Origin of the sequence: Fulvitalea axinellae, from assembly GCF_036492835.1 — a bacterium.
GTDB lineage: Bacteria > Bacteroidota > Bacteroidia > Cytophagales > Cyclobacteriaceae > Fulvitalea > Fulvitalea axinellae.
This window is the reverse complement of the sequence record NZ_AP025314.1, coordinates 1,720,554-1,736,845: the sequence shown is the minus strand read 5'-3', so window position 1 is coordinate 1,736,845 and position 16,292 is coordinate 1,720,554. Positions and strand designations below refer to the sequence as shown.

The 16,292-nt window shown below is 49.5% G+C and carries 12 protein-coding genes and 1 pseudogene; 8 read left to right on the top strand and 5 right to left on the bottom strand.

Going from position 1 to position 16,292, the window contains the following annotated elements; genetic code table 11:
- The first annotated feature begins 232 nt into the window (after window positions 1-232).
- On the top strand, window positions 233-1,729 hold the full coding sequence (locus tag AABK39_RS07010) for an IS5 family transposase (RefSeq protein WP_338394207.1): 1,497 nt from the start codon (window positions 233-235) through the stop codon (window positions 1,727-1,729).
- Between the two features lie 76 nt (window positions 1,730-1,805).
- Here AABK39_RS07010 and AABK39_RS27705 read toward each other — a convergent pair.
- The 4 genes and pseudogenes from AABK39_RS27705 to porX form a co-directional block, all read right to left on the bottom strand.
- A pseudogene (locus AABK39_RS27705) lies at window positions 1,806-2,213 on the bottom strand (nucleoside deaminase); the annotation flags it as partial.
- A gap of 96 nt (window positions 2,214-2,309) precedes the next feature.
- The gene (locus tag AABK39_RS07005) at window positions 2,310-3,536 is read right to left on the bottom strand and encodes an alanine dehydrogenase (RefSeq protein ID WP_338394206.1); all 1,227 of its coding nucleotides are present in this window, start codon (window positions 3,534-3,536) and stop codon (window positions 2,310-2,312) included.
- Entirely contained in the window at window positions 3,529-3,975 is a 447-nt protein-coding gene (gene tsaE / locus AABK39_RS07000; RefSeq protein WP_338394205.1) for a tRNA (adenosine(37)-N6)-threonylcarbamoyltransferase complex ATPase subunit type 1 TsaE, read from the bottom strand. The genes AABK39_RS07005 and tsaE overlap by 8 nt, the downstream gene beginning before the upstream one ends.
- The gene (gene porX / locus AABK39_RS06995) at window positions 3,965-5,527 is read right to left on the bottom strand and encodes a T9SS response regulator signal transducer PorX (RefSeq protein ID WP_338394204.1); all 1,563 of its coding nucleotides are present in this window, start codon (window positions 5,525-5,527) and stop codon (window positions 3,965-3,967) included. Before porX ends, tsaE begins: the two co-directional genes overlap by 11 nt.
- A 375-nt stretch (window positions 5,528-5,902) precedes the next feature.
- Between porX and AABK39_RS06990 the strand changes: the two genes are divergently transcribed.
- The 7 genes from AABK39_RS06990 to AABK39_RS06960 all read left to right on the top strand — a co-directional run bounded on the left by AABK39_RS06990 (window position 5,903) and on the right by AABK39_RS06960 (window position 14,338).
- Window positions 5,903-7,129: an HD domain-containing protein gene (locus AABK39_RS06990; protein WP_338394203.1), complete on the top strand. Its 1,227-nt coding sequence runs from the start codon at window positions 5,903-5,905 to the stop codon at window positions 7,127-7,129.
- Window positions 7,130-7,157: 28 nt separating this feature from the next.
- On the top strand, window positions 7,158-8,201 hold the full coding sequence (lpxD, locus tag AABK39_RS06985; RefSeq protein ID WP_338394202.1) for a UDP-3-O-(3-hydroxymyristoyl)glucosamine N-acyltransferase: 1,044 nt from the start codon (window positions 7,158-7,160) through the stop codon (window positions 8,199-8,201).
- Window positions 8,202-8,205: 4 nt separating this feature from the next.
- Window positions 8,206-9,600, top strand: a complete 1,395-nt coding sequence (locus AABK39_RS06980; RefSeq protein WP_338394201.1) for a bifunctional UDP-3-O-[3-hydroxymyristoyl] N-acetylglucosamine deacetylase/3-hydroxyacyl-ACP dehydratase — start codon at window positions 8,206-8,208, stop codon at window positions 9,598-9,600.
- Window positions 9,597-10,382, top strand: coding sequence for an acyl-ACP--UDP-N-acetylglucosamine O-acyltransferase (gene lpxA, locus AABK39_RS06975; RefSeq protein ID WP_338394200.1), 786 nt, complete (start codon window positions 9,597-9,599; stop codon window positions 10,380-10,382). Before AABK39_RS06980 ends, lpxA begins: the two co-directional genes overlap by 4 nt.
- Window positions 10,383-10,392: 10 nt before the next feature.
- Window positions 10,393-11,028 carry an ABC transporter ATP-binding protein gene (locus tag AABK39_RS06970; protein ID WP_338394199.1) on the top strand — a complete coding sequence of 212 codons (636 nt, stop codon included), beginning with the start codon at window positions 10,393-10,395 and terminating at the stop codon, window positions 11,026-11,028.
- A 4-nt stretch (window positions 11,029-11,032) separates the two neighbouring features.
- Window positions 11,033-11,545: a hypothetical protein gene (locus AABK39_RS06965; RefSeq protein ID WP_338394198.1), complete on the top strand. Its 513-nt coding sequence runs from the start codon at window positions 11,033-11,035 to the stop codon at window positions 11,543-11,545.
- A gap of 174 nt (window positions 11,546-11,719) precedes the next feature.
- Window positions 11,720-14,338 (top strand): valine--tRNA ligase, encoded by a 2,619-nt coding sequence (locus AABK39_RS06960; RefSeq protein ID WP_338394197.1) that lies wholly within the window; start codon window positions 11,720-11,722, stop codon window positions 14,336-14,338.
- A gap of 87 nt (window positions 14,339-14,425) precedes the next feature.
- Here the strand turns inward: AABK39_RS06960 and AABK39_RS06955 are convergent, their stop codons facing one another.
- A complete protein-coding gene (locus AABK39_RS06955; protein ID WP_338394196.1) occupies window positions 14,426-16,075 on the bottom strand; it encodes a hypothetical protein in 1,650 nt (549 codons plus the stop codon).
- Between the last annotated feature and the right edge of the window lie 217 nt (window positions 16,076-16,292).

Sequence of the window (16,292 nt, the reverse complement as noted above, 5' to 3'; positions counted from 1 at the left end):
TCCTTTTCGACTCTTTCAGCAATTCCTGGGCTTGCCCCCTTGCCAAGTAAGCTTCTTTAACACCACGGCTCCCGAGCGGTTTTGCCAATTCCTGCCCTACATAGGGTTTACTGAAAAAGTAAAAACCACAAGATTATCAGTGGATTAGGTAGCTTGTTTCCCTTTCCAAAGCACAGGGAATATTCGTAAATTGGCCTTAGAAAGGACTGAGAGCATTTTTTCCCTTGCACCTATGATCAAGACAAGTTCCTCGCAATTGAGTATAGAAGGTTTTTTGGACCCGGAAATAGGGCGCCTTAACCCGGAAAACAGATGGGTGAAGTTGGCCAACTCCATCCCCTGGGCGGAATTGGGTTTGGTCTACGAATCGAAAATGTCGACGGGCAAGGGCAGTCCGTGCAAACCGGCCCGGCTGGTCATCGGCGCGCTGATCGTGAAGCATAAGCTGAACGTTTCGGACGCCGAGGCGATAGAACAAATCAAAGAAAATCCGTATCTCCAGTATTTCGTGGGACTCGGCTCGTTCACCACGGAAAAGGCCTTTGACCCTTCGCTGTTCACGACGGTCCGCAAGCGGCTCGGGTACGGGGATTTTAACAGGATGAGTTCGCTTTTGCAACACGAGGGGATCCGTATTGCGGAGGGCGATCGGGATGAAGGGTCCAAAGACGGGCATTCCGGGGACGCCGAAGATGACAAGCGGGTTGTCTCCTGCGACGCGACGGTGGCGCCGCAAGAGATTCCATACCCCACGGACCTTGGGCTGTTGGCTACGGCGAGGGTGCAGTCGGAGAAAATCATCGACCTCCTTTGGCCCGTCGCCAGGGATTCCGGTTTATCCAAAAAGCCCCGGACTTACCGGGATAAAGCCCATAGGGAATATGTCGGGGCGACGAGAAAAAAGAGGAAAGGAGCCGAATTCTGGCGCGTGTGCGCACGCCGACAGCTGAATTATCTGGAACGGAACCTACGGCATATCGACAGCCTCATAGAGGCCAACAAGGGCGTTATACGCCTAAAAAGCAGGTTTTTGAAGATTCTGATGGTGCTTCACGAAATCGCCAGGCAACAGTCGCTCATGCTGGAGACCGGTGCCAACAGGGTGGACGGCCGCATCGTGAACGTCTTCCAGCCCCATGTCCGGCCGATAGTCCGGGGCAAAAACGGAAGCGACACCGAGTTCGGCGCCAAATTGTCCGTAAGCCTTCACGAAGGCTATTCCTATCTGGACAAGGCGCAATGGGACGCTTACTACGAGGGTGACGCGGAAGTGATCCGCGGGCACATCGACAGTTTCGGGGAGAGAAACCCGGAAATGAAGCTCGGCAAATTCGTCGGGGACAAGATTTACGGAAACAGGAACGCCCGGCAGACCATGTCCGGCGCGGGTGTGGAATTCGTGGGCTCCCCGTTGGGAAGGCCTCCCTCAAGTCCCGAAAAAATCAGGGAACGCAAGGAAAACCGGACGCTTCACCAACGGCACCGGAGCAGGGCGGAAGGAAAATTCGGGGAAGTGAAACGGGGACACGGATTGGACAAAATACAGGCAAGGAGAGCGGACACTTCGCTTTCATGGATCGCCTGCATTTTCTTCGTGTCCAACTTGAAAAGATTTCAGAGCGAAATCTTTTTTGACCTTGTTTTCCTGAGCTGGAAATACGGGATATGGCTTCAAGACGGCGAAAAGAAACAGGAAAAGACTGTCTGGCAAAATATCCTAGCTGGGTAGCCCTCTGGGCTTTTTCAGTAAACCCTACATACTTCCATCCGTCCGTTAAAGGCAAAGCTTCATCCGTACTGAATCCGTAATAAATGGCCTCCACGCCCGCCAGCAAAGCCGCCGACAAACACATTGGACAAGGTTCGCAAGAAGAATAGAGAACACAATCCTTCAAATCCGGAGAGCCTATAGTTCTAGAAGCCGCCCGCAACGCCAGTAGCTCCGCATGAGCCGTCGGATCATTATCCCTAAAAACCCTGATTTCGCTTTTTCCCAAAATCCGCCCATTTCTGGCCACTACCGCTCCGAAAGGGCCAAAATCACGAGCGTCAACCGAACTGCGAGCCACTTCCAACGCTAACTTCATCCAGCTTTCGTTGGCCTCGGTAGCGCTGACGGTTACGGATTCCCATTTACCATCATTTAACACAAATCCGGAAACAGATCCTAAAGCAACAGCCCCAGCCAGGCCAAGCCCTGCTTTTCGCAACATATCTCTGCGGGAGGAATTGACTTCTTTTTCTTTGCACATACGAATTTCGGTTTTGGCTTACGCTAAAACCTCTTTCCGCGAATTCCAAGCCGGCAATCAGAACCTTGCGGCCATCAGCAATTCCAAGTCTTTAAACTGAAGATTAAAACGGCGGGCCAACACTGAATTCGTAAGGCAACCCTTGTAGGAATAAACGCCACTCATAAATCCCTTATCGGAAAAAATAGTCTCGTCGACACCGCCCCTGTCACCGATTTTAAGTAAAAGAGGAGTCAAAATATTACTTATCGCACGCGTTGCCGTGCGCCCTACTCTTGAGGGTATATTCGGTACACAATAATGAAGTATTTCGTGGGAATAAAAATACGGATTATCATGCGACGTAACTCTGGAGGTCTCGAAACAACCGCCTTGGTCAATGCTCACGTCGATAATCACTGTTCCTGGTTGCATTCCGGCAACCATCTCTTCCGTAACCCAGTACCGGTCACGGCCCATTTCCAGCTTAATCGCGCCTATCACCACATCGGCGCAGGCCAATGTCGCTTTTAGCGCCCTAGTATCCAATGTGGATGTGGAAACAGGGGCGCCCAAAATATTTTTCAGGCGCCTCAGTTTATAAATATCGTTATCAAAAACCTTGACTTCCGCTCCCAAGCCCAAAGCCGCCCTGCTGGCAAACTCCGCTACGGTACCACCACCAAGGATCACCACCTTGGCAGGCGCCACACCGGTAATGCCTCCCAACAGCACGCCTTTGCCCGTTCCCGCACCGCTCAGGCATTCGCCCGCGATTTGGACTACAGAACAGCCGGCGATCTCGCTCATCGCACGGACAAGCGGCGTTCCGCCTACCCTATCCTGGATAAGCTCATACGCCAACGCCGTGACTTTGCGGTCTTTCAACGCCGACAAATATTCCTTGGAAACATTCGTGGTCTGCAATGCGGAAATCAGCGTAGCGCCTTGCTCCAACATCTCCACCTCGCGCATTGTAGGCGGTTCCACTTTCAGCACTAGATTCGATTTGAAAACCTCTTTTTCGGAATATGCGATTTTCGCCCCGGCGTCGGAATACAGATTATCGGGGAAATGAGCGGCCTTCCCGGCCTCCGTCTCCACAACTACCTCGTGTCCGTTGTTCACCAGAATCTCGACCGCATCAGGCGTCAGGGACAAACGGCTTTCCTGCATCGAACGCTCTCGGGGAACGCCGATACACAAGCTCTCTTCGCCCAGGCCAATCTCCAAAGCCGCTTCTTTCGGCGAAAGCATCCTTCCGCCCGACAGTTCGGAGAATCCGAAATTCGGTTTTTCATTCATGGCATTTCCAAAGTTTTATCTTCCGGACTCCGTCGTCCAGCGCCACGATTTCCACCATCAGGTAGTCCTCCGGCATCAAAGACGGTATAAGCGACGCCCATTCGAGCATGCAGATATCACCGGAATCGAAATACTCTTCGACTCCGATATCCATCGCTTCCATTTCGTCTTTAATTCTGTAAAAATCGAAATGATAATATGCCCTATCCTCTTCGTCTCGGTATTCGTTTACCAACGAAAAAGTCGGGCTGGAAACCGAATCCACAACCCCCAACCGCTTGGCCAATGCCGTGATTAGCGTTGTTTTGCCCGACCCCATCTCGCCTTCGAATCTCCAAATACGCTCGTCGCCGGCGAATTCGATGATCTTTTCGGCCACAGAGGGCAAGGCTTCCAAGCCTTCACAAACCAACTCCACTGATTCCAGATTATTTCCCATGCTTTGAATTTAAGGAAATAATAGGAATAATCATTTCTTCAAGCGACAATCCACCGTGCTGGAACGTATCGCGATAGTAATTCACGTAATAGTTGTAATTGTTCGGGTAGGCGAAGAAATAGTCTTTGGTAGAAAAAACATACGCCGTGGAGACGTTCACCAAAGGCAAGTGCATTTTCTCTGGCCTACGCGCCACAAACACGTCATTATCTTTGAAGCTAAGGTTTTTACCCTGCTTATAACGCAAGTTGGTGTTTGTATTTCTGTCACCGATAATTCGATAAGGCTTTCTAACCCTGATAGTTCCGTGGTCCGTTGTCAACACCACTTTCACATCGCGACTAGACAGTTGCTTGATCAAGTCGCCCAGCGGGGAGTTCTTGAACCAAGAAGTTGTCAACGAACGGTAAGCCGATTCGTCGTGGGCCAATTCCCTGATCACCTCCATCTCGGTACGGGCGTGCGAAAGCAAATCCACGAAGTTATAAACGATAACGTTCAGCTTGTTGGACATCAGGTTATTGACATTGTCAACCAAAGCCCTGCCTTGCGACTGTTGCTTGATCTTGTGATAAGACCACTTCACGTCGATGCGGGCACGCTTGAGCTGCCTTTCCAAGAACTTGTCCTCGTTGTTGTTTTTACCTTCGTCAACATCTTCCCCAACCCAAATATCCGGGCAACGCTTCGACATTTCCAGAGGTAACATTCCGGAGAAGATCGCGTTTCGGGCGTAAGCCGTCGTAGTTGGGAGAATGGAATAGTAAGTATCTTCCTCCTCAACGTCCAAGCCTTCCGTAATAATCGGACGCAACATCTGCCATTGGTCCAGGCGTAAATTGTCGATCAGGATAAAGAAAACAGGCTTGTCTCCCTCCAAATGCGGAAAAACCTTCTCCTTCATCACATTATGCGACATCAAAGGACGCTCGATATCCGGTTCGTTGAGCCAGTCTTCGTAATTGTCCTCCACGTAATTGGAAAAGGCCTGGTTCGCCTCCGACTTCTGCATTTCCAAAATCTCGGCCATGCTGTTGTCGGTCCGGTTGTCGATTTCCAGCTCCCAGTATACCAAACGCGAATAGATATCTTTCCAGCCTTCGAAATCCTGATAATCGGCCACGGCCATACCTAGGTTCCGAAATTCCTGCTGGTAATTGAGGTTAGTCTTTTCGGAAACAAGCCTTTTGTTGTCGAGGATCTTTTTTACCGAAAGAAGAATCTGGTTCGGGTTCAGAGGCTTGATCAAGTAATCGCTGATCTTGGAACCGATGGCGTCTTCCATCACCATTTCCTCCTCACTCTTGGTGATCATGACCACCGGCAAATCGGGTCTGCGCTCCTTAATAAGAGGAAGGGCTTCAAGGCCCGTCATTCCCGGCATGTTCTCGTCAAGGAAGACCACGTCGAAATTCTGTTCGTCCAAAAGGTCCAGAGCTTCGGTAGCGCTGGTAACAGGCGTCACATTATAACCTTTCTTTTCAAGAAACATGACGTGAGGCTTCAACAGATCGATCTCGTCGTCGGCCCAGAGGATATGATGTTTTTGCATAAAATTCGGATTTTTTAAGTGCTGTCCGTCAATTTCGGAGCGGGACACATTGCGTTTCTAAAGGTACGAAAAACTATACGGCCCAGTTGGCATAAACCTGTTCCAAAAGCAAAACTTTCGGGCCGCTTGGGTAAAGACACCGTCAACGGGCAAACCGGCCACCTGAACACTGTGCCCGCCATTTTCCCGAACAAGGAAAACATTGGAACGTTTAAAGATACTTAACGCAAAAAGCCCGAGGATATTTCAAAATAATATCTTTCCAACCTTGCCAAAATCAAACTCGGGAAAATAATTGTATTTTTAAAGCATAAATTCAAATTCGGAATCTTCCGGTGTCTATTTCCGCAGAACTCCCTAAACCCTTTCACTGTTTTGAAGAAAAAAAAGATCATCAACGACCCTCTATACGGCTTCATTAACATTCCCGCCGGATTAATTTTTCAGATAATAGAACACCCGTCTTTCCAAAGGCTCCGCAGAATCCGGCAACTCGGACTCAGCGATCTCGTATATCCTGGTGCCCTCCACACCAGGTTTCACCATGCGGTGGGCGCCATGCACCTAATGCGCTTATCGTTGGAAAACCTCCGCTCCAAAGGCGTAAATATCTCCGACCACGAAATGGAATCCGCCATGGCCGGAATTCTTCTTCACGACGTTGGCCACGCACCTTTTTCCCACGCCCTGGAATATAGTATCCTTAAAAACGTACCGCATGAGAATGTCTCTCTCCTGCTGATGCGTAAACTAAACGACGAGTTTGGCGGACGGCTCGACACGGCCATTAGTATGTTCGACAACAAGTACCCCCGCCCGTTTTTTCACCAACTCATTTCCAGCCAACTCGACGTCGACCGACTTGACTACCTTCAGCGAGACAGCTTCTACACTGGCGTACACGAAGGGACCATCGGGGCCGACAGGATTATAAAAATGCTCAACGTAGTCGAGGAAAAGCTGGTGGTCGAGGAAAAAGGGATTTACAGCGTGGAAAACTTCCTTGTATCCCGTCGCCTGATGTACTGGCAGGTCTATCTTCACAAAGCTTCCGTGGCCGCCGAAGCCATGCTGATTTCGTTATTGGCCAGGGCCAAAACCGTTTATGACCAAGACAGGAAACCGGACATCCCCGAAGGCTTGGCCTATTTTTTCGAAAATGAAGTGGGTATGGAGGATCTCAAGACCGGCGAAGCGCTCCAAACTTTCGTTAATCTGGATGATTTTGATATCTTTGGGGCCGTTAAGGCTTGGACAAGGAGTCATGATCCCGTGCTTTCGACACTCAGCGCAATGATCGTGAACCGGAAACTCTTCCGTGTCATTCTCTCGGAAGAGCCCTTCGAACCGGAACTAAAAGAGCGATTAAAGGCCAAAGTCTCCGAACATTTCGGAATTGGTCCTGAGGAAACCGCCCATATGTTGCTCGAAGGGCAGGTCTCTAACGAAGTTTATGTCGGGCAGGGCCAAGGCATTACCGTTCTGAAGAAAAACGGCGAGCTGGAAGACATCGTCACGGCGACGGATTTGCCCAACATTGCGGCTATGACGAAAATCGTCAAAAAGCATTACCTATGCTGGCCTAAAATAGTATCTTTGTGAGAATGTTTGAAATCTGAGAATCGATCCAATGGAGTTTAGCGTCGAACAAATAGCCCAGATGCTGGGCGGCGAGATTGTAGGGGACAAAGACACCAAAGTCAGTAAATTAGGAAAAATCGAGGAGGCGGACGGCGATTCGATTTCTTTTTTAGCGAACCTGAAATACGAGAACTTCCTATACACCACCAATGCGGGAGCGGTAATTGTGAACAGGGATTTCCAACCGAAGAAAGAGCACCGCACCTCATTAATAAAGGTGGACGACGCCTACACGGCTTTCACAAGGCTTCTTGAGGAGTACCAAAAATTCATGAAGGCGATGAAAGTGGGCACTGAAGAGCCCTCTTACATCGGACAGGGGTCCAAGGTTGGGACGAACGCCTACAGGGCCGCTTTTTCATACATCGGCGATAACGTCACTATCGGCGATGATGTCAAGATTTACCCTCATGCCTCCATAGGTGACAATGTCACCATTGGCGATGGAACGACTATCGACGCCGGGGCGAAAATCTACAGTGGCTCCGTAATCGGCAAAAATTGCTACATCCACGCCGGCGCGGTTATCGGCAGCGACGGCTTCGGCTTCGCTCCACAGGCCGACGGCTCTTACAAAGCCATCCCTCAGCTTGGAAACGTAATCCTGGAAGACAATGTAAGCGTTGGCGCCAACACCGTGGTGGATTGCGCCACAATGGGCTCAACCGTTATCAGAAACGGTTCCAAGCTCGACAATCTCATCCAGATTGCGCACAATGTGGAAATTGGAAAAAACACCGCGATCGCAGCCCAAACCGGAATCTCCGGTTCAACAAAAATCGGCGACAATTGTATGATTGCCGGACAGGTGGGCATTGCTGGACACCTCAACATAGCTGACAAGACCATTTTGGCGGCCAAAGCGGGTGTGGGCAGATCGATAAGAAAACAGGGCGAAATACAGATGGGAGCACCGTCTTTCAAGCAGACTTCCTACTTGAAGGCCTACGCTATGTTCAAAAAATTACCGGATTTAGTGGAACGCATCAAGAACCTAGAGGAAAAAAGCCTAAATTCGCCGACCGAAAAGTAAGAAAATGAATATTAAGCAACATACGATCAAAAGTTCCGTGACGGTATCGGGCGTAGGCTTGCACACCGGAAGGGTTTGCAATATGACCTTTCTGCCCGCCAAACCCAACCACGGCATCAAATTCCAAAGAACAGATCTGGAAGGCCAGCCTATCGTGGAGGCCGATGTTGACTACGTAGTTGACACATCCAGAGGTACCGTTCTGCAAAAAGGAGAAGCTAGAGTTCATACCGTGGAGCACACGCTCGCGGCTTTGGTTGGTTTGCAGATCGACAATATCCTTATTCAGCTTGACGGTCCCGAGCCGCCGATTATGGACGGTAGCTCAATGCCTTTCCTCGAAGCTTTGGAAAAGGCGGGAATGGAAGAGCAAAATGCGCTGAGAGATTATTTCGAGGTCCCGAAAGGAGTTTTTTACAAAGATCCTAATGGGGATGCCGAAGTTGCCGCCCTCCCTTGCGATGAGTACCGAGTAACCGTAATGGTCGATTACAACTCGCCTGTATTGGGTAGCCAACACGCTTCGCTTACCTCGCTCAACCAATTCAAAAACGAAATCGCCCCTTGCCGTACGTTCTGCTTCCTGCACGAGCTGGAAATGCTTCTTGAGCAAGGACTTATCAAGGGTGGCGACGTTGATAACGCCATTGTTATCGTTGACCGCTTGGTCAAAGACGACGAGCTGGACCATTTGGCCAAGCTTTTCAACAAAGACAAAATCGAGGTAAAAGAGGAAGGCACGCTCAACAATATCGAGCTTCGTTTCAAAAACGAACCCGCCCGCCACAAACTCCTCGACGTAATGGGCGATTTGGCGCTCGTAGGCCGTCCGATCAAGGCACAAATCTTGGGCGCTCGTCCTGGACACGCTGCGAACGTGGCTTTTGCCCGTAAGCTTAAGAAAATGATCATGGAGAGCAGGGACAGCGACTTTCCGCATTACGACCCTAAACTCCCTCCGGTTTACGACATCAACCAGATCGCACAAAGGCTCCCCCACCGTTTCCCGATGCTGTTGGTAGACAAAATCTACCACCTTGACGATACGAAAGTGGCCGGAGTCAAGAACGTAACCATGAATGAATGGTTCTTCCAAGGACACTTCCCTGACAACCCGGTATTTCCCGGCGTGTTGCAGATTGAGGCTTTGGCCCAAACCGGAGGCATCCTCGTTCTGAACACAGTACCGGACCCTGAAAACTACTGGACGTATTTCTTGGGGCTCGAGAAGTGTAAATTCCGTAAAATGGTTGTCCCTGGGGACACTCTTGTATTGAAATGTGAGCTGTTGGGCCCTATCAAAAGGGGTATCGCCAAGATGGTGGGCAAAGCCTATGTCGGAGGTAAACTTGCCGCTGAGGCGGAAATGACAGCCAGAATCGTAAGAAAAGACGCATGATAAGTGAGTTAGCGCAAATACATCCGGACGCGAAAATCGCGTCCGGTGTAGTTATTGAGCCTTTCGCCATCGTCCAAGCGGACGTTGTAATCGGCGAGGGCACGTGGGTAGGGTCGCATGCGGTTATTTGCGACGGAGCCAGGATCGGCAAGAACTGCAAGATCCATCCGGGCGCCGTTATTTCCGGTGAGCCTCAAGACCTCAAGTTCGCCGGAGAAATCACGACTGCTGAAATCGGAGACAACACCGTCATCCGGGAGTATGTCACCATCAGCAGAGGCACAACAGACAAAATGAAGACTGTCATAGGCAGCAACGTCCTGCTGATGGCATACGTTCACGTGGCGCATGACTGCGAAATCGGTGACCACTGTATCCTCGCCAACTCGACCCAAGTCGCTGGGCACGTCACAATCGGCGAATGGGCTATAGTTGGAGGCACCACAGCCATTCACCAGTTCGTAACCATCGGTCGTCACGCCATGATAGCGGGTGGCGCCAAAGTGGGCAAAGACATTCCCCCGTACATCCTTACCAGCCGTACGCCTTGCGGGTTCAGCAGCGTAAACATAATCGGCCTTAGACGCAGGGGATTCTCTAACGAACAGATCAGAGCTATTCAAGACGTATACAAAGCGCTTTACGCTGAAGGCAAAAACATATCGCAAGCCATTGAGGCGGCTCAAGACCTTGCCGATTCAGAATTCAAAACCGAAATCTTTGACTTCGCCAAAAATGCTCCCCGTGGCGTAATCCGCCCGGTGAAAGAAGACTATACCTAGGTCACTCCGTATGGCAAACGATTTTTCTATCAAGATTCGGGATTTGGGCAAAAAATTCAACAGGGAATGGATATTCCGTGGCCTGAATCTCGAACTTCACCAAGGACAAGCCTACGCCGTAACCGGTCCAAACGGAAGCGGGAAGTCCACATTGCTTAAGATTATTTCGGGTATCGCACCGCCTTCCTCAGGAGAAATCGAGTATTTCGGAAACGGGAAGAAGATCAATGCCAGCGACATTTACAAACACATCGTCGCCTGTACGCCCTACCTCGAAATAATCGAAGAGTTAACGTTGCGTGAATTTTTAGACTTTCATTTTCAATTCAAAAAAATATCATATAATATTGCCATCGACGATCTTATTGAAATAATGTATCTGAGGAACTCCAAAGACAAAAAAATCATGGATTTTTCCTCCGGCATGCGTCAACGGCTAAAGCTTGGTATAGCTTTTTATTCTAATAGTGAAATTGTTTTGCTTGACGAACCGACTATGAATCTGGACCAAAAAGCCATTGATTGGTACCATGAGCAAATAAAAAACACCTCAAAAGATAAACTTTTATTGATTTGCTCTAACCAGTCGGACGAATACCGGTTCTCAAACCAAGTAATCGATATTAACCAGTTTAAAAAAAAATAGACCCATGAAAAGAGTTAATTACTTTTTCACCCTAACCTTAGCACTCTTCGTAGGAATCGCATTCAGCTCATGCAGCAGTGGTGGCGATGACGGACCTACGGCCCAAGAAACAATGTCTAAGCAAATTGCAGCCGCTTGGTCGACTGTAGAGACAAACTCCGTAACGGTAGAAGGGACGGATATGACCTCTTACTTCTCGGACGTATCTATTACGCTTGGCGCATATAACAAAGATACGGAGACTGGGTCATTTGCTGTTTCGGGAGAAGATCGTAAAGTATTCGACGGAGTGACAGGCTGGACTTTCTCTAGCTCTGACCCCGCAAATGCAAACAAAATCACGTTGAAAGGTGCTACATACATTAACAGCGACGTAACTCTCGAAGTAACTTCAGAAGGTGCGGGATTGAAACTTACGTTCGGCACAAACGAAAACCTTCCTCCGATCGTGGAAAGCCCATCGACTGCTAGAACTGCCAGTATCTCCGGAAAATACGTGGTAACTCTCAAAAAATAAACAGGCCTTAGCGCCCAAATAAGGCCACACCCTCCGGGTGTGGCTTTTTTGTTTCAAAAGCCCACCTTTGTAGTTTCCTAATCGAAACAAAATCCATAATTTTGGCGATTACGGCACCATTTCGGTGTCCCTTGCGAAAAGAATACTTCTTAATCTAAAATATAATACCAGCAGATGGCCTTATCGACTAAATACGATCCGTCCGAAGTTGAGGACAAGTGGTACAAGTACTGGCTCGAACGCAACTATTTCCATTCGGAGCCCCACCCCGACAAGGAAGCTTACAGCATAGTCATTCCGCCACCAAACGTCACAGGTGTGCTTCATATGGGCCACATGCTCAACAACACTATCCAGGACGTCTTGATCCGTAAGGCCAGAATGGAAGGCAAAGAGGCTTGCTGGGTTCCCGGCACAGACCACGCCTCCATCGCCACCGAAGCCAAAGTGGTGGCTATGCTCAAGGAAAAAGGCATCAACAAAGAGGACCTCACGCGCGAGGAATTCTTGGAGCATGCCATGGAATGGAAAGAGAAGTACGGTGGAATCATCCTCGAACAGCTCAAGAAACTCGGTTGCTCGTGTGACTGGGAACGTGAGCGCTTCACTATGGAAGCCGACCTTTCCGACGCCGTAACAAATGTCTTCGTGAAACTTCACGAAAAAGGCTACGTGTACCGCGGCGTACGTATGGTGAATTGGGACCCGGAAGGCAAAACAGCCCTCTCGGACGACGAGGTAATCCACCGTCAGGTTCAGTCGAAGCTCTACTACGTAAAATATCAGGTAGAGGGAACCGAAGAGTTCGTTACCGTAGCCACTACGCGCCCTGAAACCATTCTCGGTGACACCGCAGTTTGTATCAACCCGAACGACGAACGCTTTACGCACCTCAAGGGCAAGCGCGTGATCGTGCCTTTGGTTAACCGTTCGGTGCCTATCGTGGAGGACGATTACGTGGACATGGAGTTCGGTACGGGCTGCCTTAAGATCACTCCTGCGCACGACGTAAACGACTACGAAATCGGTATCCGTCATAAACTGGAGTCAATCGACGTAATCAATGACGACGGAAAGATCAACGAGCACGGCGACGCCTACGAAGGCCTCGACCGCTTTGTGGCCCGTAAGAAAGTAGCCAAAGATATTGAGGAACTCGGACAGCTTGACCTCATCGAGGACTACACCAACAACGTTGGTTTCTCTGAGCGTACCGACGCCGTAATCGAGCCTAAACTCTCGACTCAGTGGTTCCTTAAGATGGAAGATATCTCCAAACCTGCTTTGAAAGCGGTAATGGAGGACGACATTCAGCTTTATCCTTCGAAATTCAAGAACACTTACCGCTCTTGGATGGAGAACGTAAGGGATTGGTGTATTTCCCGTCAGCTTTGGTGGGGACAGCGCATCCCGGCGTATTACTTGCCAAACGGTGAGATCGTCGTAGCCGGATCACCTGAGGAAGCTTTGGAAAAAGCCCAAGCCATCGATCCAAGCGTAACGGCGGAAACTCTGAAGCAAGACGACGACGTACTCGACACTTGGTTCTCGTCTTGGTTGTGGCCTTTGTCAGTATTCGACGCGTTTAAGAATCCCGGTAACAAGGAAGTAAAATACTACTACCCGACCAATGACTTGGTGACTGGTCCAGACATCCTTTTCTTCTGGGTGGCCCGTATGATTATCGCTGGGTTGGAGTTTGACGGTCAGGTTCCGTTCAAAAACGTTTACCTCACGGGTATCGTTCGCGACAAGCAACGCCGTAAGATGTCCAAATCGTTGGGCAACTCGCCGGATCCGTTGAAACTGATCGAACAATTTGGCGCCGACGGTGTACGAAGCGGTATTTTGCTTAGCGCGGCGGCCGGAAACGACTTGCTCTTCGACGAGAAGCTTTGCGAGCAAGGCCGTAACTTCGCCAACAAGATCTGGAACGCCTTCCGCCTGATCAAAGGCTGGGAAGTGAACCCGAAAGCCGACCATAAGCACAATGACACGGCTATCCGTTGGTTCAAGTCGAGATTCAATAGCGCAGTAGCGGAAATCGAGGATCACTTCTCGAAGTTCCGTATTTCGGACGCTCTGATGACGACTTACAAACTCGTTTGGGACGACTTCTGCTCGTGGTATCTCGAAATGATCAAGCCTCCGTTCGGCGAGCCGATCGACAAGATCACTTACGACGCTACGATCCATTTCTTCGAGGACATCATGAAGCTCCTCCACCCGTTCATGCCTTTCCTTACAGAGGAAATCTGGCACGAGATCAGGGAACGTTCCGAGGACGACTGCGTAATTATCGCGTCTTGGCCGGCTACCGGCGAAGTGGACGAAGCTTTGGTTAACGTCGCCGAATCGGCTTTCGAAGTCGTTACGCAAATCCGTAACATCAGAAGTTCGAAAGGAATCTCGCCTAAAGAAGCCCTTAAATTGGCTATCAAGTCAGGTCCCGAACGTTTCAGAGCATTCGAAGCTATCCTGTCCAAACTCGCCAATTTGAGCGAAATCTCTTACGTAGAGGAGAAAGTGGACGGCGCCATGACTTTCGTTGTGAAGTCGGATGAGTTCTTCGTACCGATGGAAGGCAAGGTGGATGTTGAGAAAGAGCGTGAGGAATTGACCAAGGAATTGGAATACACCCGCGGTTTCCTCAACTCTGTTAACAAGAAGCTTTCGAACAAGCGCTTTGTTGACAACGCCCCGGCGCAAGTGGTAGAAGGAGAAAAGAAAAAGCAAGCCGACGCCGAAGCCAAGATCAAGGCTCTGGAAGAAAGCCTCGCTAACTTGGGATAATCAATATCCTTTTATAGAAACACTAAAGCCTATGAGAGTCATCTCCATAGGCTTTTCTTTTGTGTATATAAATTGTTCGTTGCTACGTCAAATTTCTTTCTCACCCAAACGCTCATACACGAACTTCAATTGAGCTTCCAAATCATTGTTTAACTCCAAAAACTCTCTTGGATGCGCTCCTGTAGCTCCAACCAAGGTCCCAACTTTAGTAGCGTCATCCACATTAAAAGGACTCTGTAGCTCTTTTATCAATTCGTAAAGCACCCTGATCTCATCCAGCTTCCTGCAGTGTTTTTCTTTCAGGGTTTTGCGTTGGTCACCCCGACCAAACTCACGCCATTCCTGCTTTGCCAAGCCACATAGGACTCTTCCCCTCTGCTCCACCGACACCAAACCTTGCAAAGCCTCTCCTATCAAAGCACCGGTATCCGAAGACGAAGAAAGCAATTCGCCGAGAATCTCGCCAGCCAATTCCGCTATTATCGTACTCTGCCTTCGGATTCGTTTTCTGTTCAACTCCTTTAACTCCCTGACCAGCCAATAAGCCCTGAGGTTAGCCTTAACGCTCCCTTCCAACGAATCACTACCCAAAGCCAGTCGTTCCAGTTCAGGCTCAACCGTTTTTCCTTTGTCAAACACCTCCTCATAATCCATCTCCTGCGCCATGGTATCTTTCAGCTTAAGCTTCAAATCCGAAACTCCATTAAACACGCATACGTCATGGTAAAGGCGCCTCACATTCTTTATACATTGGGCCACTTTCTGAAAAAACTCAATCGCCGCGGGTCCCTTTATTTGATCGCCACCGGCTTCCTCATAGCCTTTCGTCACTTGCTCCACCATATGCCCCAGCCTCAAGTTCAATTCCCTCAACCGTTCGGCATCCACCTGGCCGGAACCATTGTCCATTGATTTCCTGATGAGCATAACGCAATGCACTAACTCTTTCAGGTCGGTACGGGCTTTATCGCTGATGATGGTAGAAAACAACATACCCGTCATTCCCTGGGACCTTAATTTAATTGAAAACAATACCGAAGCGGCTTCTTTTACCGTATCCATCACTTTCCTATCCTCAAAAGGTATCGCTTCCAACATCTCATCCACAGCACCCACCGGCCCTAGAGACAAACTGGTACTCAAATCAAACAACTTGCGGGAAAGCTCGCCCGGGCTCACCTTTTTATACTCGTCCAAGCCCAAAGAGCCCAGTTTAATACCTTCAGGATATTCAAAAGGCAACAAACTCGTCGTATCTGTTATAGGCCTAGTGTCCTCTTCATACTCAGCCATAGTTTCGGTGTCTCTCATCAAGTCGGGGGCTTCCATATAGGAGCTCCTCCACTCGCCACCCTGCTGAAAAAAATGTGACGCCCTACGCCTTTCCTCTTCCTTCACTACACGGTCCACTCCCATTAGCGAAGCTCCGCTAGTCAACGGCTCCGTATCAGCTCCCTTCTTGGCCCAAGGTAGATTAACAGCCCATCTCCCTTTTCGGCGCCATGGCTTATGACGAACTTCCTCTTCTCCACTTGGCCAAAAATTACCCAACCGCTCTAAAGAGCTTGTTCGTCTTGCCCCTCCCAAACCTTCACGGTTAACGGAACGCTGAGGCGATTCAACCGAAGACTGTTCTTCCGAGGCTGTATCTTCCCCATCCAACGACAAAAGCCTTGTACGGTCGTCCAAATCGTTCAATGACGAACTACGCCTCTTTATACGCTTTCTCTTAAACAATTTGCCAGATCTCCGTTTCTTTACCCTTCTTACTAATACGCCCCTCTCCCTCGGGAAAATCGACTATCATACGCAAAACGCCCGTATTTTCACCTTTTTCTCACGTCCGAATGCTTCCGAACCGAAAGCTTTCCCTACAAGGTATTTGCCCAATCAGTCAGAATGGCTATCTTTAAGTACGCGGAGTTATATACTCAAGGAGCCTTTCGGAGCAGTT

Excerpts from the sequence above, each read along its gene's own strand:
- lpxD (WP_338394202.1), top strand. The coding sequence starts at position 7,158 with ATGGAGTTTAGCGTCGAACAAATAGCCCAGATGCTGGGCGGCGAGATT.
- AABK39_RS06970 (WP_338394199.1), top strand. The coding sequence starts at position 10,393 with ATGGCAAACGATTTTTCTATCAAGATTCGGGATTTGGGCAAAAAATTC.
- lpxA (WP_338394200.1), top strand. The coding sequence starts at position 9,597 with ATGATAAGTGAGTTAGCGCAAATACATCCGGACGCGAAAATCGCGTCC.
- AABK39_RS07010 (WP_338394207.1), top strand. The coding sequence starts at position 233 with ATGATCAAGACAAGTTCCTCGCAATTGAGTATAGAAGGTTTTTTGGAC.
- AABK39_RS06980 (WP_338394201.1), top strand. The coding sequence starts at position 8,206 with ATGAATATTAAGCAACATACGATCAAAAGTTCCGTGACGGTATCGGGC.
- AABK39_RS06965 (WP_338394198.1), top strand. The coding sequence starts at position 11,033 with ATGAAAAGAGTTAATTACTTTTTCACCCTAACCTTAGCACTCTTCGTA.
- porX (WP_338394204.1), bottom strand. The coding sequence starts at position 5,527 with ATGCAAAAACATCATATCCTCTGGGCCGACGACGAGATCGATCTGTTG.
- tsaE (WP_338394205.1), bottom strand. The coding sequence starts at position 3,975 with ATGGGAAATAATCTGGAATCAGTGGAGTTGGTTTGTGAAGGCTTGGAA.
- AABK39_RS06960 (WP_338394197.1), top strand. The coding sequence starts at position 11,720 with ATGGCCTTATCGACTAAATACGATCCGTCCGAAGTTGAGGACAAGTGG.
- AABK39_RS07005 (WP_338394206.1), bottom strand. The coding sequence starts at position 3,536 with ATGAATGAAAAACCGAATTTCGGATTCTCCGAACTGTCGGGCGGAAGG.